Here is a 23536-nt window from a genome sequence, read left to right on the forward strand (position 1 = left end):
CCCGCCGTAAACCGGCAGGCAGTGTGTATAAATCTTATAGTTTTTCATTGTCCTCTTGACGGGTAGCACACCATTTGGGAGAGACCGTTTTTGTGTTTAAAACGTCAGGTCAGTTAACTGATCAATCGAATCTTTTTCGGATGGGTCGACCTGTAGCAACCGGTCATATACGGCTTGGTCGCTAGCTCCGGTTTTCTGTAAGGAAGCCAGATACCAGCGAGCAATCTCGCGGTTTGTGCCATCGGTCAAATCATCCTTAATTCCCACTTTGAAGATCTCCGCGGCCTTAGCCGGTTCATTCATCATAAACTGCATTTTGCCGGCATTCAGGACCATCGTCTGCGTAATCTCAAACGGATTCCCTTGCATTTGCCCTTTAGGCAATGTCTTCAGGTGCTCCACCCCATCCACAACATGCTGGTAGGCAGCCAGCCCGGTTTGGAAATACTGCTCCTTCTGGGCGACATCCTGTTCGCCTAACTTCTGATACCCCAGCTCAAAGGATTGAACGATCAGGTTCTCGTACCAACTCATATCGTATGCATAACGATCGGCGTTATCGCGGTACACCGCATACGCTTTGTCATATTCACCTTTGGACTGGTAAAGCTTAATCAGCTGTTTGTACATATCCTTGTTAAAGGCTTCTTTTTTTAGCGCATTCGTAAGGAGCATTTGTTCCTGATTAGCGAACGCTTCATCCTTGGTTTGATCAAAGCCGGCCTGCAGCAGAGAACTCAGATATAGTACCGCATCCGGTTGACCGCTGCGTTTCTTTAATGCTTTATCCAGCGGAGCTTTGATTTCCTGGAAGTCCGTGCTGGTCGAGATCAGCGCCTTACCTTTAACCGCAGCTCCAGCAGCCTGAATGTTTCGGATCGAAACGAAGATCAGGATCAAGGAAGCGACCACCATGATTGTGCTGTACAACCCGCGCATTGTACCTGGCTTAACGGAGAACTTTTTGACGGGACGGTTGTCCATGGCCGCAGCCATCCCCGCAAGCCCCAAGAAGACCAAGATGCCCAGGAAGACATAACTCATGTTAAAGTCCATTAAGCTGTGCATCAGAATCGAGAGAACGATGATGAAGTAAACAAAGTAGGAATCCCGATTTGGTTCATCCGCTTTGAGATACCCACGGATATATTTATAAAAAATAAAAGCTAAGAAAGCAATCAGCACCAGGAAACCTACAATCCCAACCTCAACGAGGTACTGCATCACAAAGCTATGCGCCTGACGGCTGGTGTAGGGGTTGTTCTGGTACTTCTCATAGATCGAAGCCCAGGCGCCACCGCCAGCCCCGATGATCGGGTAGTCTTTAACCACCTTCGCAGCATCCTTATAGAAGGTCATCCGTTCCAGGAAGCTGTGCTGCTGGAGGTTCAGGTTTTCCAGACGTTCCCCGATATTACCGGGCAATACATGCTTCAAGCTTGTCCCGAGGAATAACGCAGCCAAAACAGCTAGCGCCACAACCGAAATGAGGGGCAGCCACATGCTAGCAAGCTTTTTGCTCGCCCATTTGCTAGTTCCGTTCTCCAAACTCGGAGCCACAAAACGTTGAATCAGCCAAGCGATCATAGCCAAAACGATCGAAGCGGCCAAGACATAGGACCATCCTTTGGCCGGATCTCCGATCTGTCCAAGATGGAATTGCTGCCCCAGCTCGGTTACGGGCTTGGCAATGACTAGCGTGCCAACTCCGGCAATGAGGCAGTACACGATCCAGAGGATCTGCTTAGCTGGCTTCAGGAACAACAGCAAGATAATAAATACGATGGGCAAGAACACCAAACCGCCCCGAGATAACGTCAGCAGTATCGAAAGGGCAATCGGTACGAGCATAAATGCGTGGATGGCTTGGCTATACCATTTTTTCGAACGCGTAATGGCGAAGACGGCAACGAAGAAAAATGCCATCAAAAAGGCCGCATACGTATTCGGATATTGGAACACCGAAGCGAGTCGTGGACCGTTTGAATCCACCCAAATGGCTTGCGTGTATTGCCCATTAACAACCGTTCCCGTAAACCACCCGACGATGGCCGATACGGTTCTACCTTGTCCGAGCCAATTGAATAAACCGAAGAGAACGATGACATATCCAACCGTGATTACCGTTGTTTCGACAACACGGTTCGATTTCCGGTTTTGCAGCAAATACAATGAAATGACAAACATGAAGGCATAAAGCGACTGAATCAGCACCATATTGGATGCAAAGTACTGGCTTGCTGCCGGAATCAGTGCGATAATGTAAGTTATGGGAATAAGCAGAACGAACAGGGCCGTCCAATCCCGCTGGTCTTCCAGCTTGAGGCTTTTGAAATAGGCGGCAACCCAGCCTAGCATCAAAAGACTGCCAACAAGAACCGCCCAATAGATAGGTTTTTCAAAATCTAGGACGAGCCCATTAAACAACCCGGCTTGGAACGGCGCCCAAACCAAGAACATAATCAACCCAATCATCAACACCAACAACGCCGCAGGTAACTTTTCCCCATTTCTCGACGCTGCGGCCATTTTCCCGTATACTGGTTTCGACACGTGTTTATCTCCTTTGCGTTTGATACGTTGTTATTTTAGCATAAATGAATTACCGACTGCTAAATAGGTTTTTAAATTAATAGATATTATTCTAGGAGTTTGATATGAGAAGATATATGGTTAACTTTTGGAAATATAGAGACTTGTTTATAGAGTTGATTAAGAAGGACATAAAATTAAAGTATAGGAATTCTTTTCTTGGTGTACTATGGAGTATGCTGAATCCTTTATTAATGATGATAGTCTTAAGCATTGTTTTTTCTAGTTTGTTCAATCGACATATTGAAAATTTTCCTGTTTATGTATTGTCAGGAAGGTTGATATATCAATTTTTTTCAGAATCGACAAGTTTTGCAATGGACTCAATTGTTATCAACTCGCAACTAATACGGAAGGTTTATGTACCTAAGTACTTATTTACAATTTCTAGAATATGCTCATCTTTTATAACTACGTTAATAGCTATTGTTCCCTTAGTTTTAGTGATGCTGGTAACTAAGGTTCAATTTTATTGGACTAATTTTTTTGTAGTAGTACCACTGATAATTTTGTTAATCCTGTCTATGGGTGTCGGACTGTTACTGGCGACAATCAATGTTTTTTTTAGGGATATGAAACATCTGTATTCTATCGTACTAACAGTAATTATGTATCTCACACCTATCTTTTATCCGGCTGAAATAATCCCTGAAAAATATAAAGTTCTAGTAGAGTTAAACCCTTTGTTTAATATAGTAGGAATGTTTAGAGGGATCCTTATGGATGGAAATATTCCTGCTTTTCAATCTATTTTTAATTCTCTTATTTATTCAATGATTGTTATGTTGCTAGGTTTTTTTATTTTCTATAAAAAGCAAGATAAATTTATATTCCATATATAGGGTTGTGATAATATGAGAGATCCCGTTTTAGAAATAATGAATGTATCCATGAAATATCGTTTAATGACTGAAAAAGTTGATACAGCCAAGCAGTTTTTTGTAAAAAAACTCAAAAAAGAAATTACTTATGAGGAATTTTATGCCTTAAAGAACATTAGTTTTTCTGTTTCTAAGGGAGAGGTTTTTGGTATTGTTGGCAGGAATGGTGCTGGTAAAAGTACTTTGCTTAAAATTATTTCCGGTATTCTTAAACCAACGGAGGGAGAAGTAGTACGAAAGGGAAGTATAGCACCATTAATTGAACTTGGTGCTGGTTTTAATGGTGATTTATCTGGATTGGAGAATATATTTCTTAACGGTTTAATATTAGGTCTTTCAAGAAAGTATATTGACCAACACAAAGATGAAATTATTGAATTTTCTGAATTAGGTAAGTTTATCCACACTCCTATTAAGAACTATTCCTCTGGAATGAGGGCAAGGTTAGGGTTTTCGATTGCTACAATAGTTAAGCCCGATATTCTAATACTAGATGAAATTTTATCTGTAGGTGATATTAATTTTAAAGAGAAGAGTGAGAAGAAGATCAGATCGATGATTGAAGCTGGGACTACTGTTATATTTGTTTCTCATTCAACTTCGCAAGTAGAGAAATTATGTACTCAAGCGCTTTGGTTAGAAGATGGAAAGGTAAGAGAGATAGGTGTAGCGAGAGAAATTAGCTTAGGGTATAAAGAAGCTAGCAGGTCAGTTTAGATCAATTGGAGGCGAGTTCGGTGAATCGATTGTGGGAAAGTGTTATATCTCCAATAATTCAACATGTTTCACCTAAACATATCGTTGAGGTGGGTTCTGAGGAGGGGAAAACGACTAGAAAAATACTAGAATATTGTATCGAATCTGACTGTATTTTATCGGCGATTGATCCTAAGCCTCTATTTAATGTACAGGAACTTGTTGAGCAATATAATGGGAAGTTTTTCTTTTATAAAGATCTTAGTTTAAACAAGATTTATGAACTTGAAAACTTCGACATTATTCTTCTAGATGGGGACCATAACTGGTATACAGTTTTTCATGAATTGAAAATGATTGATAAACAAAGTGGGAAATCAAAGTTCCCTATTGTATTTTTACATGACAGTGGATGGCCTTATGGAAGAAGGGATTTGTATTATAATCCAGAATTAATACCGTCGAATTTTCTTAAACCCTATAAGAAACAAGGGATAGTTCCATGGCAACACGATTTGGTTGATATAGGCTTTAACATGAATCTAAACAATTCAATTTATGAAAATAATGATAGAAATGGTGTTTTCACGGCTGTCGAAGATTTTTTAAAGGAAACAAGCAAGGAAGTATACCATTATAATATTGAGGCATTTCATGGTCTAACGATTTTGTTTGGAAAAGAAAATAAAGACATTATTGATTCAATTGATGTGAAAAAGCTAACTGGCGACTTGGAATACGAACGAGTGAATCTTTTAGCAAAAAATAGAATTAACATTCTTAAGAAGAATGAGTTAATGCAAGAAATGAAGGAAAGCAAAAAACTTGATGTTTTGAATGAAGAAATCAAAAATGATATTGATGATAAGATAAAGGAAATTGAACAATTAAAGAATAAGGAATTAGTGCTTACGAAGCAAATCAACGAATATCAAGAAATAATTGATAAGTATAAAGAGAAACAATTGCTCCTTGAAAATAAAATTACCAGAAGTGAGAATTTATTAGAAGAATTAAGAAAAGAAAAGGATAAGCTTGAAATCGTCAATCGAAAACGAATACATGAATTAAAAAAAAGAATAGCGGATGTAAAAAATGAAATTAGAGAGTCTGCAAGCTATAGACTAGGAAGTATATTGGTTAATGGACTTCGTAATCCAATAGCTTTTGTTAAAATCCCATATAATATCCTTAAACTCTATAATGAAAAACATAACAGACAGAAATCTATTGATCTTGGTGTTGAAAAAATCGATATAACAGAAGAAAAAAAGTATACTCCACCAACAATTATAGTACCTATTTATAACGCGTACGAAGAACTGAAAGATTGCCTAAAAAGCATTATCGATAACACTTCTGAAAAGTATAACCTTTTATTAATCAATGACTGTAGCACAGATGAAAGAATTGAGAGGTTTTTAGAGTTGTATAGAGACTTACCTCAAGTAACAGTTATTAATAACACAAAAAATCTAGGCTTCATAAAAAACGTTAATTACGGAATGAATTCTGTGCAAACTGATGTAATACTTCTTAATAGTGATACAATTGTAACACCTGGATGGGTAAGGAAATTAATAGATGCTGCTTACTCATCTTCTAATATAGGGACCGTTACTCCTCTTTCAAATAACGCTGGCCCATTTTCAGTTCCAGAGCCCAATTATAATGTTTTGCCAAATGATTTCACTGTCAAAAGAATGGGTGAAATAGTAGAAAAAGCTGGAGTGAATTCCTATTTAGAAGTACCTACAGGTCATGGGTTTTGTATGTATATTAAAAGAAGGACCATAGAAGACGTAGGACTTTTCGATGATAATACTTTCGGAAAGGGGTATTGTGAGGAGAATGATTTCTGTATGAGAGCATTGAAAAAAGGATGGAAAAATATAGTTGATGATAAAACATATATATACCATACAGAAAGTGCATCATTTATGGAATCAAAAGCCAAAATACGTGAAATAAATAGATTAAAACTGGTAGATAAGCACCCGGAATATCCAAAACTAGTTAAAGCATTTGTGACAAGTAAAGAATTAAAACAGATAAGAGAACGGGTAAAACACGAATTAAACAAAAATGTAAAACATTAAAGGCGTGATCAACGAATATGTCTATATATGATAATGTTCAAAATATAAAATCACAAATTAATAGTTCACTCGCATCTAAGTCTATTAAGTGGGGAAATGCTTTAAGTTTAGAATTATGGCGAATGCAAACTACACCATTTAATATTATCAAAATATTAATTGGCACTTTATTGTTTGAATATAATGATTTTACACTGAAAAAGTCTAATAGTGATATTTTAGTTGAATATTCCATTAGGCAGTGGAAAAGGAAAGACTATGACTATATTATTGATAATCTTAAATCAGAATTAGATTCTTATGATGAGTTAAATGTCTACCCAAGAAGAAAAAAATGGTTGAATGTGTTTAAAGTTTTCGAAATAATTATTCTCTTTTTTTCTCTGAATAAAGTTAGAAATATTAAAAATAGATTTATTATAGCAAATCTAATAGCTAGAAGAAGCAATTTAGTGAATAAGATTAAAAAACAATTAAATGAGGAGAACTATAAAGTACTAATAACTTTTTGTGATGCCCATATCATTTCTAATATTATTGCTCAATTAGCAAATAATCATAATATTACTACAGTAACTCTTCAACATGGCCAATATGTATACTATGAACCAATCCAGGCAGTAGTTCATTGCGAAACTTATGAAAATTTTTTGAGTAAGTATATGCTTATTTGGGGGGAACATACATTATCTGAAATGAAAAAGGCAGGTATTGATGAATCCAGACTTATAAAATCGGGTGCTATTAAAGAATATGTATTTAAAAATGACTTTAATAAAAAATCAGATACTTTTGGTATTGTTTTAAGTAACTCAACTTTTAGGGAATCAAATGTAAAACTACTGGAAATTGGTAATGAGATCGCTCGTGCTTTAAGTATGAAGTATATTGTTAAACTACATCCACTTGATAACATAAAACACTACAAGAAATATATCAATGCAGAGTATGTGCGAACAGACATATCTCTTAACTTGCGGTTGGATGAATATATAGATAATATTGATTTCTCCATTATTCATTTTAGTACCATGTACATTGATCTAATCGGAGCGGGCTCTCCTGTTTTTATTTTCTCTGATGAAAACAATAAAAGTATGTTCGGCGATGAAAGAGAAAAATTTATGAACATTCATGAATTTTTTAATATGTACAAGGATTTTAGCAGAAGTTCAGAATTATGGAAAAGTCAGATGGAATGTAATTATAGAAAATTTATAGAAATCACCAAAGAAAGTGCAGTAAAACACTCTGAAAATATATATATTATAAGACTTTGTTCAAATTATTCATATTAGGAGCAGTGCTAAATGAAAACTGATAATATTACTGTACTGGATTGTACTTTGAGAGACGGTGGATATATCAATGATTGGCAATTTGGGGAATTTAATATAAAACGAATTATTACAGCACTAAGTTCTTCCAATATAGATATTGTTGAATGTGGTTATTTAAATACTATTAAAGGGCAAGGATTCTTTAATAGCACGATGTTTCAAAGTATTAATCAGGTTGAGAATATTCTGCAATCGCTTAAAACATCAGCGCAACATGTTGTTATGGTAAATCATGGGGAGTACGATTTAACCACACTTCAACCAAACCTCGTGAGAGGGATTAGATATGCTTTCCATAAAGCACAATGGGAAGAGGCTCTAGAACAAGTAGCTTATTTAGTAAATAAGGGTTTTTATGTATTTGTACAGCCAATGGTTACTCTTAATTACTCCGATGACGAACTACTAAGACTAATATCTGAAACTAATAAAATTAATCCCTATGCCTTCTATATAGTAGATAGTTTCGGGGCTATGAAGAAGGAAGATATATTAAGATTAACTACATTAGTTCACCATAATCTTAATACAGACATACAACTGGGTTATCATTCTCATAATAACCTACAATTAGCCTTTTCCAATGCACTAGAGTTTTTAGAGTTTTCATCAAAAAGAAAGCTAATTCTTGACACATCAGTATTTGGTATGGGAAGAGGAGCAGGAAACTTACCAACAGAATTATTAGTGAACTATTTAAATGAAAACACGGAAAAAAACTATAAAATTGAGCCTTTATTGAATATTATGGATAAATGTATCGCTAGAATATATTCTCAAAAAAAGTGGGGTTATTCTACCGCCCATTACTTATCTGCAATTTACAACTGTCATCCCAACTATTCGAATTATTTGATAAATAAGAATACGTTATCTGTGGGGGATATAGAACAAATATTAAAAAAAATGGAGCCTAGTAAGAAAGTTTCATTTGATAAAAAATATATAGAAGAGCAATACATTGAGTATAACTCGAAGCTTTTTATTGAAAATGATGATCTGATTGAATTGAAGCAATTAATGATGTATAAAGATATACTAATAATTGCACCGGGGATATCAGTAATTAGTAACATAGATTATATAAAAAATGTTCAACAAGGAAAACTGTCAATATCTATAAACCATGCTGTTGATAGTATAGTAACAGATTATTATTTCTTTAGTAATCAAAGAAGATTTGATGATTATGTCGAAAAAATCACCAACAATATACTACAAAGTAATGATAAAACATTTATTTTTACATCAAATATAAGACACCATAGTATATCAAATAAAAAGATTATAGTTGATTACCAAAGTGTTTTAGATAGAAATATTGAAGGATCGGATAACTCTGCTATCCTATTACTATCACTCCTAAAAAGTATGAGAGTTGATGAAGTTTTTATTGCTGGTCTTGATGGTTATTCACATAAAGATTCTAGCTATATATATGAAGATATGGATTTGATTATGGATGTTGAGGAAGTTGCCATAAAAAATAAGTTACTGAAGACAGCTATAGATTATTTAAGTAAAGAAGTGAGAATTCACTTTATTACTGAGTCAAAATATCAACAATAAGAGGTGAGCGGAAATGAAAATAATAGGTGTAATTCCAGCAAGATATAAGTCCTCTAGATTTGAAGGCAAACCCTTAGCAGATATTTGTGGAAAACCAATGGTATGGTGGGTTTATGAACAAGCTTTAAAAGTTAAGGAACTTACAGAAGTATACGTTGCAACTGATGATTCTCGTATTTATAACAAATGCGTGGAATTGAATATAAATGTTATTATGACAAGTGAATCTCATCCAACAGGTACAGATCGCGTGGGGGAAGTTGCCAGAAAGATACCAGCCGATGTTTACATTAATATCCAAGGTGATGAACCATTAATTAAACCTGATACAATAAGTGATGCTATCAGCCCCTTTTTTAAAAATATTGAAGATATTTACGTTACAAATATGATGACAAAAATAAAACGTGATTATGAAATTATCGATAATACGGTTCCTAAGGTTGTTGTAAATTCCACTGGCAAAGGTATATATTTATCAAGATTACCGATCCCTTATCCAAAGGGGGATGTGACTAACTATTATAAACAAGTTTGTGTATATGGATTTACTCCTAAAGCTTTAGAATTTTATTGTGACACTCCTAGAGGAGTTGTTGAAAAAGCGGAAGATATTGAAATACTTAGATTCATCGAAAATGGCCACTCTGTGCAATTCATTGAGACCCTACATGATACTGTAGCAGTTGATACCAAAACCGACTTGGAAAGAGTAAGAGAACTTATTGGAAGTAAACATATCTAAAACGATTGTGACACTCTTTGAACCCTATTAGTAGAACAAAAGCTTAGGAATTTTGTGATAAGACTAACATATGGTTTACTTTACTAGTGGAGGTAGTATAGTGAAAGGTATAATTTTAGCTGGTGGTACAGGGTCACGGTTATATCCTCTTACAAAAGTTACAAATAAACACTTGCTTCCCGTCGGTAAATATCCAATGATATTTCACGCGGTTGCAAAATTAAAGTATGCGGGTATTGATGATATTTTAATAGTTACTGGTAAAGAACATATGGGCGATGTAGTTAATCTACTTGGAAGCGGAACTGATATTGGGGTTTCCTTCACATATAAAGTACAAGATGAAGCCGGAGGTATTGCTCAAGCTCTTGGTTTAGGTGAGCAATTTGTTGGACAGGATCAAATGATAGTTATTTTGGGTGATAATGTTTTTGCAGATGATATTACTCCATACATGTTTAATTTTATGAATCAAAAAACGGGCGCTAAAATACTTATACAAGAAGTCCATGATCCTAAGAGATTTGGTGTTCCCGAGCTCCAGGGGGATCGTATCGTTTCCATTGAGGAGAAACCTAAACATCCCAAGTCGAACTATGCGGTAACAGGCGTTTATATGTTTGATCACAATGTATTTGATATTATTAAATTTTTAAAACCATCTGCTCGAGGTGAATTGGAAATCACTGATGTTAATAATGCATATATTGAAAGAGGGGATTTAACTTTCGACATTCTGCAAGGATGGTGGACAGATGCGGGGACGCACGCTTCGTTGGCTCGAGCAAATGAACTAGCTAGGGATCTTGAATTCGGAGAAGAGTTCGGTAAACTTAAGCTATAGGTTGGGAGGACTTTATTATGAAATTAACCTCACTAAAGCTAGAAGGTGCAGTATTACTTGAACCGGTTGTACATGGGGATCACAGGGGTTTTTTTTTGGAAAGTTACAATGAAGCTGATATGCAGAAACTTGGTCTTTGCTATAACTTCGTTCAAGACAATCAGTCACTTTCCGTAGAGCCAGGTGTATTGCGGGGGCTACATTATCAATTAAATCCAAAGGCACAAACGAAGTTAATTCGTGTACTTACTGGGGCAATTTATGACGTAATTTTGGATATACGCCGGGATTCCCTAACTTTTGGGAAGTGGGTTAGCGTTATCCTTAGTGAAGATAATAAACGTCAATTATTGGTTCCTAAGGGATTTGCTCATGGTTTCTGTACTCTTACTACCAATACCCAAGTTCTTTATAAAGTGGACGAATACTACTCTCCAGAACATGACCGAGGGATATTATGGAATGACCCGGATTTGAACATAGATTGGCCAGTGACAAAGCCTTTGCTTTCAGATAAAGATCAGTGCCATCCCGTTCTTGCGGTAGCAGAAATTGATTGTTAAAGGAAAAGGGAGATAATGAGCTTGATAAAGGCAAATGTTCAAGTTTTACTCTCAACATATAATGGTGAAAAGTATTTAAATGAACAGCTAGAAAGTATTCTTGCCCAGGATGTTGTGGATTTAGGATTGCTTATTAGAGATGACGGTTCTACGGATCATACCATAGACTCTCTGTGGAAATATTATGAAAAGCATCCTGAAAAGATAAAGGTGATTGAAGGAGACAATCTGGGAGTAACGTCTAGTTTTTTTGAGTTGATAAAAGAATCATCTGATGATTATGATTTTTTTGCTTTCTGTGACCAGGACGATGTTTGGGAAAGAACAAAGTTGTCTCGAGCTATTTCTCTACTGAACGATGAATCTCAAGAGATACCACTCCTGTATTGCTCGTCTACTTCTATGGTAGATGAAAGTTTAAAGTTTTTAGGTAGTTGGCCCAGTTCACCCAGAAGACCTGTCAATATATACAATTCACTAGTTGAGAATATCGCTGTAGGCTGTACAATAGTAATGAATCGTAAAGCGATGCAATTAGTCAAATCTTCCTTGCCCCCGAATATATCGAATGTCACAATGCATGATTGGTGGTCTTACTTGTGTGTCGGAGCATTTGGGAAAGTTGTTTTTGATAACAATTCATATATACTTTATCGTCAGCATAAGAATAATGTTCTTGGGGGCCAAACAGAAGGTACTTTCGAAAGGTGGAGTGAAAGATTAAATCGTTTTATTAGTGGAGAAAATAAATATGTCATTAGTAAACAAGCCTATGAATTTCTTCAATGTTTTTATCATTTGCTTAACCCTGTCCAAATACAGCAGATCGAACGTTTTTTAGCTGGTCAACATAAGAATATAGTATATCGCTTTTTTGACGTATTAATTACACCTTTTTATAGACAAAAACGTATAGATAATGTTGTTCTTAAGATTTTATATGTGACGAGACGGATATAAAAAATAGGAGGCTTACTTTCATGAAGCTGCTTGTCACAGGCGGTGCTGGTTTTATTGGTAGTAACTTTGTTTTATATATGCTAGAGCAGCATCCGGATTTTCAAATCATCAATGTGGATGCACTTACTTATGCCGGAAACCTGGAGAACCTGAAGTCGGTGGAGGGTAATCCTAATCATTCGTTTGTCAAAGCGGACATTACGGATGCCATGGCAATGGATCAACTGATCGGCCAAGGTGTTGATGTGGTTGTCAATTTTGCGGCAGAATCGCATGTGGATCGCAGTATCCTGGAACCGGATGTTTTCGTAAAGACAAATGTGCTTGGGACACAAGTTTTACTTGATGCGGTGAAAAAACATGGGGTCAAGAAGTACGTTCAAGTGTCTACCGATGAGGTGTACGGAACTCTGGGTGAGACTGGACTGTTTACGGAAGAGACGCCGCTTGCACCCAATAGCCCTTATTCGGCTAGTAAGGCCGGCGGAGATTTGCTTGTTCGCGCTTATCACGAAACGTTTGGGCTGCCTGTTAACATAACGCGTTGCTCCAACAACTACGGACCGTATCAATTCCCGGAAAAGCTGATTCCACTAATGATCTCCAAAGCATTGGCTGATGAGCCGTTACCAGTCTATGGGGACGGTTTGAACATTCGTGACTGGTTGTATGTGGAGGATCATTGCAGCGCAATCGATCTTGTGATCCATGAAGGCCGGGATGGCGAAGTTTACAATATTGGCGGTAATAACGAGCGAACCAATTTGCATATTGTGGGTACGATTCTGGAGCAGCTTGGGAAGCCGGAATTGTTGATTAAGCATGTCGAGGATCGTCCTGGGCATGACCGTCGGTATGGCATCGATCCGACGAAGACCATGAAGGAGCTTGGTTGGAAGCCAAAGCATTCGTTTGAAACCGGAATTAAAGAAACGATTCGCTGGTACCTGGATAACAAGGAATGGTGGACCCGGATTCAAACAGGGGCTTACCAGGACTATTACGCCAAACAGTACGGCAACCGTCTGGGTGACTCTATATGAGAGTGCTTGTAACCGGAGCTAAAGGGCAGTTAGGCCATGATGTCGTGCGTCTCTTTGAGAATGCAGGACACCATGTGTTGCCATGCGATCGAGATTCGTTGGATATAACCCATTATGCGATGTGTTTGGAACGTGTACAGCAGTTTAAGCCGGAAGTGATCATCCATTGTGCGGCCTACACTGCTGTTGATCAAGCGGAAATTGATGTGGATACGGCTTATGCAGTTAATGCGGTTGGTACGCGTAATATGGTGGTTGCGGCTGAGCGGGTGAAGGCAAAGTTCTGCTATATTAGTACGGACTATGTATTTGATGGAACTGCAGCGAAACCCTATCACGAATACGATAACACTAACCCTCAAAGTGTTTACGGAAAGTCGAAACGAGCCGGCGAGATCGTAGTTCAGAGTTTGTCTTCTGCTTTTTTTATTGTAAGAACCTCCTGGGTTTATGGGCTTCATGGAAATAATTTCGTAAAAACGATGCTTAAACTAGGTCAAGAGAGACCGATCCTTCATGTGGTGAAAGATCAAAAGGGATCGCCGACGTATACCGTTGATTTAGCCGTTTTTTTACTAGATCTGATTCGAACGGAGAAGTATGGGATATACCATGCTTCAAATTCAGGGGAATGCACCTGGTATGAATTCGCACGGTCTATATTTGAGGAAGCTCGAGATATATTAGAGTATAATTACCCAGTACGTGTCGAGCCATGCGCAACTGAAGACTTTCCACGCCCTGCTCCGCGTCCTCGGAACTCGACTATGGATCACTTATCTATTCGTACAAATGGAATTAGAGATTTACGACCTTGGCGGGATGGACTGCAGGATTTTTTAAGCATACTGAAAGTAAGTAATATTAACCAATAATGCAAAATCGCTGGTACTTGTGAAACCAGCGTTTTTGCATTATTGGTACAATGATAAACCTGGCAAATGGTTTAAGCCTTTTTGTAATGTTTTTTAATAAAGCCATCAATATTGCTATCCATGAGCAAGTCCCATTCTTTTGAAATCTTTTCGAATGTCCATTCCCACCAAGCTATCTGAAGTAACTTTTTTATTTGGTTTTTCGAGAACCTATAATTTATTATCTTCCCCGGATTACCACCAACGATTGCATATGGTGGCACATTCTTTGTAATTACGCTATTGGCAGCAATTACTGCTCCGTCTGATAAGTAACACCTGAAAGGATTAGTGCTCCTTTTCCGACCCAAACATCATTCCCTATGACAACGTTACCTTTGGATTTCGGGTGCCCAATAATATGGGTTGCATCTTGGAAAATAGCATTAAAAGGATATGTAGTTACCCAATCAATTCGGTGTTCTCCACCTAACATAATTGTTACATCTTTTGCTAATGAACAAAACTTTCCTATTTTTAGTGTGGTTCCTTCTCCCCAAGAAAGTACTTGAGGATCTCCATAAGTCCAATCACCTATATCATAATTTTTATTTTTATCTAGTCGATTAGTAAAAACCGTTTTTTCGTTCAACAGTTTGACCATCATCCTACTCCTTTACCATATACTATCCACAATCGATTGGAATAAAATTATCTTATCAAACTCTATAATATAATTGAGAGGCTAGTTGGCAAAACATAGGCAATAAAATGTAGAAGGACCAAGAAAAAGCAACTCCTTTATAGTTTGATGTCTCGATTTTAACTTTTCAAAATCTCCTATACAATAGAAAAATCAGCGGTTCGTTAATTGTTTTATACGTTGGCTTGCTTTGAACTAATTTTGCTCATTAATGAAAAGGAACTTACTTTATGGCATCAAATCCAACTGTTAACGTACAAATCGTAACCTATAATAGTGCAAATGATATCGCAGAGTGCCTGAATGCCGTACAGCAGCAGTCTTATCCGATTAAAGAAGTCGTCGTTATCGATAATGCTGCTAGTGATGGGACTGTTGATCGGGTGAGGACCTACATGAAGAATGCAAATATCAATAATATACAGCTTGTTCTCAATCCAAGCAACACCGGCTTCGCTCCTGCCCACAACCAGGGGATTCGCCTAACGCAAAGTGATTATGTTTTAGTATTGAATCCAGACGTGCAGCTTGGAACTGAATATGTCGAGCGTCTTGTGGAGGTCATGGAGCATCGTCCAGAGGTGGGGAGTGCTACGGGACTGCTCATCTTAAAGTCAACTCCGGATATCGTCGACAGTACCGGTCTGGCGATGAACGGGATTTGGCGCGCCTTTGACCGCGGAGCTGGGGAACCGGTCAGTCAATGGAGGGTATCCGGCGAAGTGTTTGGCGTATCCGGTGCGGCTGCCCTGTACAGGCGTGCGATGATCGATGAAATATCGATCGCCGGCGAGTTTTTTGATGAGGATTTTTTTGCCTATAAAGAGGATGTGGATGTGGCTTGGCGGGCTAACTTGCTTGGCTGGAAAGCCTACTATTGTGCGGAGGCCGTGGCCACTCATGAGAGAGGCTGGAAGAAGGGCAGCCGCCATTCGCAGCCCCTGTTTATTCGCCAATATTCCTATATTAATCGCTACAAAATGATCTATAAGAATCTGTCGGGATACCGTTGGATCAAATCTCTGCCGAAGCTGCTTGCTTACGAGCTGGCGAGTAACGGGTATATGCTTTTAAGAGAGCCTAAGGTACTAGGAGCATGGAAGGGCTTCATTCATAAACTGCCGGAATTGCGGGAGAAGCGGCAGGGGATTAAAAAAAGGTTGAAACTCTGATTTACTCATATTATGTGGAAATAGGGCACCATGATAATCTGTGCTATAATGTCGATAGACTACTATATTTGTAGATTCGGAGCGCATAAATCATGGATTTAAGTATATTGATTGTAAATTACAATACGCGTCAGTTGACTTTGGACTGTCTGCGGTCGGTATACGACGCGGAGACGGTCTATTCGTACGAAGTGATTGTGGTCGACAATGCTTCGGCGGATGGTTCGGTGGAGGCGATTCGCAGCGAGTATCCGAATGTGGTGCTGATCGCGAATCAGGACAACACGGGATTTGCCAAAGCGAACAATCAAGGGATGGCCATCGCTCAAGGGCGCTACGTTCTGCTCTTGAATTCGGATACCGTAGTGCAGCCCGATACGTTCCAGACCATGGTTTCTTATATGGATGAACACCCGGAACTCGGAGCCTCGGGGTGCAAAGTTATCCTGCCGAACGGTTCGCTGGATAAAGCGTGCAGAAGGGGATTTCCAACTCCGTCTGCGTCCTTTTACTATGCCTTCGGATTCTCGAAGTTCTTTCCGGACAATCCGAAGTTTAACCAGTATCAGTTGGGGTACAAGGATCCGAACGAGACTTACCCCGTCGATTGCTTGGTTGGCGCCTTTATGCTGGTGAGACAGGAGACGATCCGTCAGGTTGGAGGTCTGGACGAAACCTTCTTTATGTACGGAGAAGACATCGACTGGTGCTACCGCATCAAGCAAGCGGGCTGGGGCATTCATTATCATCCGGCTACATACATTGTTCACTATAAGGGAGCCAGCAGCCGGCGCAAGCCCTTTAAGATCATCTATGAATTTCACCGCGCGATGTGGGTCTTTCACCGGAAACATTATCTTCGTCATTATTCCTGGATCACGAACGCAGCCGTTTACAGCGGCATTTCGTTGAAGTTCCTCTTATCCCTAGCCAAAAACAGACTGCTCCCGCTAGGTGCGAGAACGCCATCTGGAGCGGTCAAGCCGGAGTCGGCGGAAGTTAAAATGGAGGTGAGATCATGATCCGTAAGAACCAACGGTTCTTAACCCAACTGTATATTCTGACGGATTTTGTGTCCATCCAGATTTCCTTCCTGCTTGCTTGGTGGGTGAAATTCGAAAGCGGCCTGATCGCTTACGAGAAGCCGCTGCCTGTAGAGATATATGCTTTTTGGAGCGTTGTTTATGGGGCAATTGCGGTTTTTGTCGGCGTCTTAATTTCCCTGTATACCCCTAAACGCAAAAAACGCTTCGCCGATGAAGTCTGGAAGATCGTTCAGGTTCATGTGGCGAGTTTATTTCTCTTGTTTGGCCTGATGTTCTTCTTCAAGCAAGTGGATATTTCCCGTCTTTATTTGGCGATCTATATGATGTTCAACATGCTCCTGATCTTGTTCTATCGGTACTTCTTGAAAAATAGCCTAAAGCAGCTTCGGAAGAAGGGGTACAACAAGCAGTTTGTCCTGATTCTCGGAGCCGGGTCCTTAGGCCAGCGTTTTCACAACAATCTCAAACAATACCCGGAGCTTGGCTATGAAATCGTCGGATTTCTGGATGATCATAAGGCCTGGGACGGGATCGAGGCGGCACGCTATAAACCGATTCTGGGAAGGATCGATCAACTGGAGAGCGTCTTGCAGGACAAGTTGATTGACGAGGTCGTTCTTGCGCTTCCCCTGGAGGCGCATCACCGTTATGCCCAGATCATTTCTATCTGTGAAAAAGTAGGGGTCAGAACGCTCATCATCCCGGATTTCTTCGATTATCTACCGGCCCGTCCGTATTTTGATAATTTTGCCGGAATGCCGATGATTAACGTCAGGGATATTCCGCTGGACTTGACCGGGAATCGGGTGGCCAAGCGAATCTTCGATATCGTGTTCTCCCTGCTGGCGATCCTCCTTACTTCTCCGGTGATGCTGTTTGTGGCCATTGGGGTCAAGTTAACCTCGAAAGGTCCGATGATCTTTAAGCAGGAGCGGGTAGGGTTAAACCGGCGGACGTTTCAAATGTACAAGTTCCGTTCGATGCGGGTGCTGTCCGAGGGAGTCGAGGACACAGGGTGGACGACGGAAAACGACCCCCGGCGCACCAAGTTCGGAGCTTTTATCCGCAAGACGAGCCTTGACGAGCTGCCGCAGTTTTTCAATGTACTGGCCGGACATATGAGTGTGGTTGGTCCCCGCCCCGAGCGGCCTTATTATGTAGATCAGTTTAAGGAAGAAGTGCCGAAATACATGGTGAAGCACCATGTTCGGCCAGGCATCACCGGTTGGGCGCAAACCCATGGGCTTCGTGGAGATACGTCGATCGAGGAACGCATTAAATACGATATTTTCTATATTGAGAACTGGTCGATCTTATTGGATATCAAGATTGTGTTGCGCACCGTCGTGAATGGCTTTATCAATAAAAATGCATACTGACCGGGAGACAGTTCCCGACAGCAGAAAACGGTCTTTTCACCTAGAAAAGACCGTTTTTTCGATTCCCGCTTACCCCGCCACCCCTCGGTCCACACCAACTCGCATCCTCCGCCAACGATCTCTCATTTTGCGGTAGCCGATGCACAAGCCCACGCTGATGCCGGCGCATAGGATAAACGAAATTAGCGTCTGGGCGTATACGCCCAGGAAACCGAGATAATTCAAAGCTAGCAGGTTCGTGAATCGCAAAATAAACGCATGGACCAGATAGGCACCAAACGAGTACCTGCCGATGAGGCTTAAAGCTCTGCCGAGCTTCGTCGGCGTGGCGGTCAAGCGTTGGGCCGCATAATACAGAGCCGGAAGCATCGCCAGAACGGCCAGCATCATCAGCGGTCTGAGCGGTCCTGTTACGTAGGAGCTGGTCAAATAGTTGCCGGCGGACTGGCCTTCGTTGATGCCCCAGATTTTCACACCGATATAAATCAGAAAGAGGATGGTAATTGCAAGACTGACGCCCCATAGGGACTGCATCGCCTTTTTCCAGCGTTCATAATACAAGCCGGCCAACCCGCCTAATACGAAATAAAATGTCCAGAACAGAAAGTTTCGGTCCAGGTAGGTGTAGAGGGTTTGCAGAATCGGTTGGTTCGATTGAAAGTATCCCTTCGACAGTACCTCAACCAGAACAAGGTTGGCGGCCAGGAATACCAAGACGACTGCCAAATTGGCGGAAGCCGGCCGTTTGCCCGACAGAATTAAACGGAAGACGGGAAACAGCAGATAAAACGGAATAATCATGACCATAAACCACAAATGGTAGGAGGCTTTTCCCGTAAAAGCCAACTCTACGACATGGAGGAACTCGCCCCAATGATGAAAGACAGCCCCCCCGCTAAGCATACTCACCCAAACATAGTAAAAGAGCGTCCAGAACAGATAGGGAAGGACTACTTGCTGCCCTCTTCTTTTTAGGAATCGTCCATATTGAAAGGACTGGTCGTAGTTGTAAAACAACACTACGCCGGTGATAAATACAAAGAGCGGTACAGCGAACCGAATCAATCCCAGGAAGGTCGTCCCCAGGCTCACGGAGAACGGCGACAAACCGGGCTGAACAAATAATCCGGCGATCGCATGCTGCAGCGCAACGGCCAAGAAGGCCGCACCGCGAAGCGCTTCGATCTCTTCCAGCTTCGTTTTTCTCTTCATGAATTATCCTCCACGGTTGTTTTGCATAGAATGACCATAAAGAAATTAGGCGTATTCGTCAACCGTATTCCCTGAATCTACCGGGGGCGGGAGGCGAAAGGGAGCGGTGCTGACCCATGCCGAGTTCAAGGCGGCAAAAATCCGATAAAAACGGATCTTTTTTTCTGTTCGCATCCGACGCGAACATTGACAGGGTACCCCCGGTAACATAGACTAGAAACTGAACTAAAAACGAGTCATCTTCCTGATTGATAGATCAGATGGACGAGCAGGAGCGGGGCGGAGCAGAATGCCCCGTTTTTCGCGGTCCTTCTGCCGAAATAGCCGTTGGAGGAATGGAAATTGAAGCAGATGATACGTGCCTGGCGGCATGTGTTTAAGCTGGATCCGGACCGTGACTTGGACGATGCCGCATTGGAAGCGGTGTGCCAGTCGGGCACGGATGCCGTGATGATCGGCGGATCCAGCGGGGTGACCTATGAGAATACGGTAGATTTGCTGTCCCGGGTACGCCGTTTTGAGGTGCCTTGCGTATTGGAGATCTCCGATCTGGAGGCGGTCGTGCCGGGATTTGACTTATATATGATCCCGATTGTGCTGAACGCCGGACACCCTGACTGGATCATTGGGCAACATGCCCGAGCAATCGAGCAATACGGCCACCTGATCCCTTGGGAGCTGCTTATGCCGGAAGGGTATCTCGTGCTGAATCCGGAGGCGACGGTCGCCAAGGTCACGGAGGCGCAAGCCCCGTTGGATTCGGCGGAAGCCCGGGCGTATGCCCAGGTGGCCGACCGTTTGCTGCAGCTGCCGATTGTGTACTTGGAATACAGTGGCCAAATCGGCGACTTTGAACTGGTGGCGGATGTGCGGCGAACGCTGGATCAAGCACGCCTGTTTTATGGCGGCGGGATCGCGGACGCGGAAACCGCGCGCCGCGCCGCTGCCGTGAGCGATACGGTGATCGTAGGCAACGCCGTGTATGAGAACCTGGAGCAGGCGCTGGAGACAGTGGAGGCGGTGAAGGGCACCGCTACCGCTGCAGCTAAGAAGAGCTAGAAGCGGTAAAGAGGTGGCCGAACTGAACAAACGTCACCACTGCCATCTGCGTCGAGAGGAAGGGTCTCCAGCTTTGTAACGGACACCAGTGACCTTATCGCTCGGAACAACGAGGCCCGGCGCAGCTAACGGACTGAGAAGACCTTATTTGTCCCAATTTGGCCCCTCCCGACTCGGTTGGGGTGAAATAGCGTCGTCTGAGTCCGTTACATCGGGAAATCCGCGATAACTGATAACGCCTCTGGAGTCCGTTATCAGTTATCGCGAAGACGAAGATAAAGAAGATGTGTGTCTATAAAAGGAAGGAGCAAGTTTGATGCAACCTGTGAACATCCAAGAGGCGGTAAGCCGCCTCAATCCGCAGCAAAGACAAGCCGTAGAGGCGACCGAAGGGCCGCTTCTTATCATGGCCGGCGCAGGCAGCGGCAAAACGCGCGTGCTGACGCACCGCATCGCCTACCTGATTGCGACCCGCAAAGCGCCGCCTTGGGCGATCCTGGCGATCACCTTTACGAATAAAGCCGCCCGCGAAATGCAGGACCGGGTATCCCGGCTGGTGGGCGGTTCGGAGGGACGGGACATTTGGGTGTCCACGTTCCACTCGATGTGCGTGCGGATTTTGCGGCGGGATATCGAGCGGCTCGGGCTTAACTCCAACTTCTCCATCCTGGATTCCACGGATCAGCTGTCCGTCATTCGCAACTGCATGAAGGAACAGAACCTCGACACGAAGAAATTCGAGCCGAAGGCGGTGCAGGCGGCGATCAGCACGGCGAAGAACGAACTGATCACCCCGCAGCAGTACGAGCAGAAGGTAGGCGACTATTTCGAAGGGATCGTAGCCAAGATTTACAGCATGTATCAGAAGCGGCTGCGCCAAAACAACTCCCTGGACTTCGACGACCTGATCATGAAGACGATCGAACTATTTAAGGAAGCGCCGGATGTGCTGGATTTTTATCAGAAAAAATTCCAATACATCCACGTCGACGAATACCAGGATACGAACCGCGCACAGTACATGCTGTGTCGGATGCTGGCGGACAAGCACCATCGCATCTGCGTTGTCGGCGATAGTGACCAGTCGATCTATCGCTGGCGGGGAGCGGACATCAGCAATATCCTGAACTTCGAAAAGGACTATCCCGAAGCCAAGACGATTCTGCTGGAGCAGAATTACCGTTCGACGTCGACAATTCTTGACGCGGCCAACGAAGTGATCGGGCAGAACACCGGGCGTAAGCCAAAGAAGCTGTGGACCGACAAGGGCGACGGCGACAAGATCAAGGTGTATCGCGCGGATTCGGAGCATGATGAGGGGTATTTTGTCACGACGGAAATTCATAATAGTGTGAAAAACGGGCGCAATTACCGCGAGCACGCAATCCTCTATCGGACCAACGCCCAGTCGCGGGTCATCGAGGAAATTCTGATCAAATCGGATATCCCGTATCAGATCGTCGGCGGCATCAAGTTCTATGATCGCAAAGAGATCAAGGACCTGCTCGCTTACCTGCGCCTGCTGTCCAATCCGGACGACGACATCAGCTTAACGCGGGTGATCAACGTGCCGAAGCGGGGGATCGGCGATACGACGGTGGCGAAGCTGGCGGATGCGGCGGCGCAGCGGGGAACGTCGATTTACCGCGTGCTTGAGGTGGTGGACGACCTGGGCTTTGCCGGGCGGACGCGCAATGCGTTGGTGGAGTTCTTTGATATGATCCATGGGCTGCATAAAATGGTGGAGTTTCTCTCCGTCACGGAACTGACCGAGAAGCTGCTGGAAATGACCCAATATCGGTTGGAGTTGCAGAATGAGAATACGCTGGAATCCCGCTCGCGGTTGGAAAATATCGACGAGTTCCTGTCCGTTACGCTGGAATTCGAGAACAATAATGAAGACAAATCGCTGGTCTCCTTCCTGACCGACCTGGCGCTGATCGCCGACATCGACAGCATGAACGACAACGGCGATGCCGACAAACCGAACGACGACGCGGTTGTGCTGATGACGATGCACAGTGCGAAGGGCTTGGAGTTCCCGGTCGTGTTCATCATCGGCATGGAGGAAGGGGTCTTCCCGCATAGCCGCGCGTTTATGGACAACGAGGAACTGGAGGAGGAGCGCCGCCTGGCGTACGTGGGCATCACCCGTGCCGAGGAGAAGCTGTTCCTCTCGTGCGCGCAGATGCGCACGCTGTTCGGCCGCACGACGGCGAACCCGCCGTCCCGGTTCCTCGACGAAATCCCCGAGGAACTCAAAGAGGACGGCGGCCGCGTGCCGCGCGACCGCTACGGCCGGGGCGGCACGGCGGGAGCCTCCGCCGCCGCCAATACAGCCCCCGGCGACTTCAGCGCCGGGGACAAAGTCGCCCACGCCAAGTGGGGCGTGGGCACGGTCGTTGCCATCAAAGGCACCGGCAACGACACGGAGCTGCAGATCGCTTTTCCGGCGCCGGTGGGCGTCAAGCGACTGCTGGCCGGATTCGCCCCGATCACGAAGGTGACCGACGGCGAATAACCGGGTATATTTACTTTAATCCGGGGAAGGTTGAGGGTAGCTGGGCGGCGATGGGGTGTGATTTGGCTCTATCAGTAGAAAATAAGAGTAATTTTTGTCCCTATTTTCGCGGAGCTGCCTCCTATTCGTGAAATAAGACCATTTTATGTTCTTATTTTGCCACTATAGCCCCGATCAGCTAAGTTTGGCGACGAATAGCGCCATATTTTACCCTTATTCCCCGCAGAATGCAGCATTCCCATCATAATAGCGGTAAAA

Annotated in this window: 18 protein-coding genes and 1 pseudogene; 16 read left to right on the forward strand and 3 right to left on the reverse strand. The window is 42.6% G+C overall.

What is annotated here, in order from left to right:
- Positions 1-96: 96 nt before the first annotated feature.
- Positions 97-2553 carry an O-antigen ligase family protein gene (locus BN3277_RS08275; protein WP_059041764.1) on the reverse strand — a complete coding sequence of 819 codons (2457 nt, stop codon included), beginning with the start codon at positions 2551-2553 and terminating at the stop codon, positions 97-99.
- A gap of 116 nt (positions 2554-2669) precedes the next feature.
- Here BN3277_RS08275 and BN3277_RS08280 point away from each other — a divergent pair, with 116 nt between their 5' ends.
- The 11 genes from BN3277_RS08280 (at position 2670) to rfbD (ending at position 14207) form a co-directional block, all read left to right on the forward strand.
- Positions 2670-3434, forward strand: a complete 765-nt coding sequence (locus BN3277_RS08280; protein WP_232436365.1) for an ABC transporter permease — start codon at positions 2670-2672, stop codon at positions 3432-3434.
- A 12-nt stretch (positions 3435-3446) separates the two neighbouring features.
- A complete protein-coding gene (locus tag BN3277_RS08285) occupies positions 3447-4190 on the forward strand; it encodes an ABC transporter ATP-binding protein (RefSeq protein ID WP_059041766.1) in 744 nt (247 codons plus the stop codon).
- Between the two features lie 20 nt (positions 4191-4210).
- Positions 4211-6268 (forward strand): glycosyltransferase, encoded by a 2058-nt coding sequence (locus BN3277_RS08290; RefSeq protein ID WP_059041767.1) that lies wholly within the window; start codon positions 4211-4213, stop codon positions 6266-6268.
- 17 nt (positions 6269-6285) lie between these two features.
- Positions 6286-7566 carry a hypothetical protein gene (locus BN3277_RS08295; protein WP_148501002.1) on the forward strand — a complete coding sequence of 427 codons (1281 nt, stop codon included), beginning with the start codon at positions 6286-6288 and terminating at the stop codon, positions 7564-7566.
- A gap of 12 nt (positions 7567-7578) precedes the next feature.
- Complete coding sequence (locus BN3277_RS08300) at positions 7579-9177, forward strand: aldolase catalytic domain-containing protein (RefSeq protein WP_059041769.1); 1599 nt, start codon at positions 7579-7581, stop codon at positions 9175-9177.
- A 13-nt stretch (positions 9178-9190) separates the two neighbouring features.
- Entirely contained in the window at positions 9191-9922 is a 732-nt protein-coding gene (locus tag BN3277_RS08305; protein ID WP_059041770.1) for a 3-deoxy-manno-octulosonate cytidylyltransferase, read from the forward strand.
- 100 nt (positions 9923-10022) lie between these two features.
- Positions 10023-10766, forward strand: a complete 744-nt coding sequence (locus tag BN3277_RS08310) for a sugar phosphate nucleotidyltransferase (protein WP_059041771.1) — start codon at positions 10023-10025, stop codon at positions 10764-10766.
- Between the two features lie 17 nt (positions 10767-10783).
- Positions 10784-11329 carry a dTDP-4-dehydrorhamnose 3,5-epimerase gene (gene rfbC, locus BN3277_RS08315; protein WP_059041772.1) on the forward strand — a complete coding sequence of 182 codons (546 nt, stop codon included), beginning with the start codon at positions 10784-10786 and terminating at the stop codon, positions 11327-11329.
- 21 nt (positions 11330-11350) lie between these two features.
- Positions 11351-12289, forward strand: coding sequence for a glycosyltransferase family 2 protein (locus BN3277_RS08320; protein WP_187380046.1), 939 nt, complete (start codon positions 11351-11353; stop codon positions 12287-12289).
- 20 nt (positions 12290-12309) lie between these two features.
- Positions 12310-13332, forward strand: a complete 1023-nt coding sequence (rfbB, locus tag BN3277_RS08325) for a dTDP-glucose 4,6-dehydratase (RefSeq protein ID WP_059041774.1) — start codon at positions 12310-12312, stop codon at positions 13330-13332.
- Positions 13329-14207: a dTDP-4-dehydrorhamnose reductase gene (gene rfbD, locus BN3277_RS08330; protein WP_059041775.1), complete on the forward strand. Its 879-nt coding sequence runs from the start codon at positions 13329-13331 to the stop codon at positions 14205-14207. Before rfbB ends, rfbD begins: the two co-directional genes overlap by 4 nt.
- Positions 14208-14278: 71 nt before the next feature.
- On the opposite strand, the pseudogene BN3277_RS25000 reads toward rfbD, so the two are convergent.
- Positions 14279-14850, reverse strand: a pseudogene (locus BN3277_RS25000) (CatB-related O-acetyltransferase).
- Between the two features lie 269 nt (positions 14851-15119).
- On the opposite strand from BN3277_RS25000, the gene BN3277_RS08345 reads away from it, so the two are divergent.
- The 3 genes from BN3277_RS08345 to BN3277_RS08355 all read left to right on the forward strand — a co-directional run bounded on the left by BN3277_RS08345 (position 15120) and on the right by BN3277_RS08355 (position 18486).
- Positions 15120-16061 (forward strand): glycosyltransferase family 2 protein, encoded by a 942-nt coding sequence (locus BN3277_RS08345; RefSeq protein ID WP_059041778.1) that lies wholly within the window; start codon positions 15120-15122, stop codon positions 16059-16061.
- A 92-nt stretch (positions 16062-16153) separates the two neighbouring features.
- Entirely contained in the window at positions 16154-17083 is a 930-nt protein-coding gene (locus BN3277_RS08350) for a glycosyltransferase family 2 protein (protein ID WP_059041779.1), read from the forward strand.
- Positions 17080-18486, forward strand: coding sequence for an undecaprenyl-phosphate glucose phosphotransferase (locus BN3277_RS08355; RefSeq protein ID WP_059041780.1), 1407 nt, complete (start codon positions 17080-17082; stop codon positions 18484-18486). The genes BN3277_RS08350 and BN3277_RS08355 overlap by 4 nt, the downstream gene beginning before the upstream one ends.
- A 69-nt stretch (positions 18487-18555) precedes the next feature.
- Here the strand turns inward: BN3277_RS08355 and BN3277_RS08360 are convergent, their stop codons facing one another.
- On the reverse strand, positions 18556-19698 hold the full coding sequence (locus BN3277_RS08360) for an acyltransferase (protein ID WP_059041781.1): 1143 nt from the start codon (positions 19696-19698) through the stop codon (positions 18556-18558).
- A gap of 342 nt (positions 19699-20040) precedes the next feature.
- Between BN3277_RS08360 and pcrB the strand changes: the two genes are divergently transcribed.
- Positions 20041-20757 (forward strand): heptaprenylglyceryl phosphate synthase, encoded by a 717-nt coding sequence (gene pcrB / locus BN3277_RS08365; RefSeq protein ID WP_059041782.1) that lies wholly within the window; start codon positions 20041-20043, stop codon positions 20755-20757.
- Between the two features lie 316 nt (positions 20758-21073).
- A complete protein-coding gene (gene pcrA, locus BN3277_RS08370; RefSeq protein WP_059041783.1) occupies positions 21074-23278 on the forward strand; it encodes a DNA helicase PcrA in 2205 nt (734 codons plus the stop codon).
- Positions 23279-23536 lie beyond the last annotated feature (258 nt).

The sequence above is a fragment of the Paenibacillus rubinfantis genome, assembly GCF_001486505.1.
In the GTDB taxonomy this organism is placed as follows: Bacteria; Bacillota; Bacilli; order Paenibacillales; family Paenibacillaceae; genus Fontibacillus; species Fontibacillus rubinfantis.

Coding starts and splice junctions, on each gene's coding strand:
- BN3277_RS08280 (WP_232436365.1), top strand. CDS start 2,670: ATGGTTAACTTTTGGAAATATAGAGACTTGTTTATAGAGTTGATTAAG.
- BN3277_RS08285 (WP_059041766.1), top strand. CDS start 3,447: ATGAGAGATCCCGTTTTAGAAATAATGAATGTATCCATGAAATATCGT.
- BN3277_RS08295 (WP_148501002.1), top strand. CDS start 6,286: ATGTCTATATATGATAATGTTCAAAATATAAAATCACAAATTAATAGT.
- BN3277_RS08300 (WP_059041769.1), top strand. CDS start 7,579: ATGAAAACTGATAATATTACTGTACTGGATTGTACTTTGAGAGACGGT.
- BN3277_RS08305 (WP_059041770.1), top strand. CDS start 9,191: ATGAAAATAATAGGTGTAATTCCAGCAAGATATAAGTCCTCTAGATTT.
- rfbC (WP_059041772.1), top strand. CDS start 10,784: ATGAAATTAACCTCACTAAAGCTAGAAGGTGCAGTATTACTTGAACCG.
- rfbB (WP_059041774.1), top strand. CDS start 12,310: ATGAAGCTGCTTGTCACAGGCGGTGCTGGTTTTATTGGTAGTAACTTT.
- rfbD (WP_059041775.1), top strand. CDS start 13,329: ATGAGAGTGCTTGTAACCGGAGCTAAAGGGCAGTTAGGCCATGATGTC.
- BN3277_RS08345 (WP_059041778.1), top strand. CDS start 15,120: ATGGCATCAAATCCAACTGTTAACGTACAAATCGTAACCTATAATAGT.
- BN3277_RS08350 (WP_059041779.1), top strand. CDS start 16,154: ATGGATTTAAGTATATTGATTGTAAATTACAATACGCGTCAGTTGACT.
- BN3277_RS08355 (WP_059041780.1), top strand. CDS start 17,080: ATGATCCGTAAGAACCAACGGTTCTTAACCCAACTGTATATTCTGACG.
- BN3277_RS08360 (WP_059041781.1), bottom strand. CDS start 19,698: ATGAAGAGAAAAACGAAGCTGGAAGAGATCGAAGCGCTTCGCGGTGCG.
- pcrA (WP_059041783.1), top strand. CDS start 21,074: ATGCAACCTGTGAACATCCAAGAGGCGGTAAGCCGCCTCAATCCGCAG.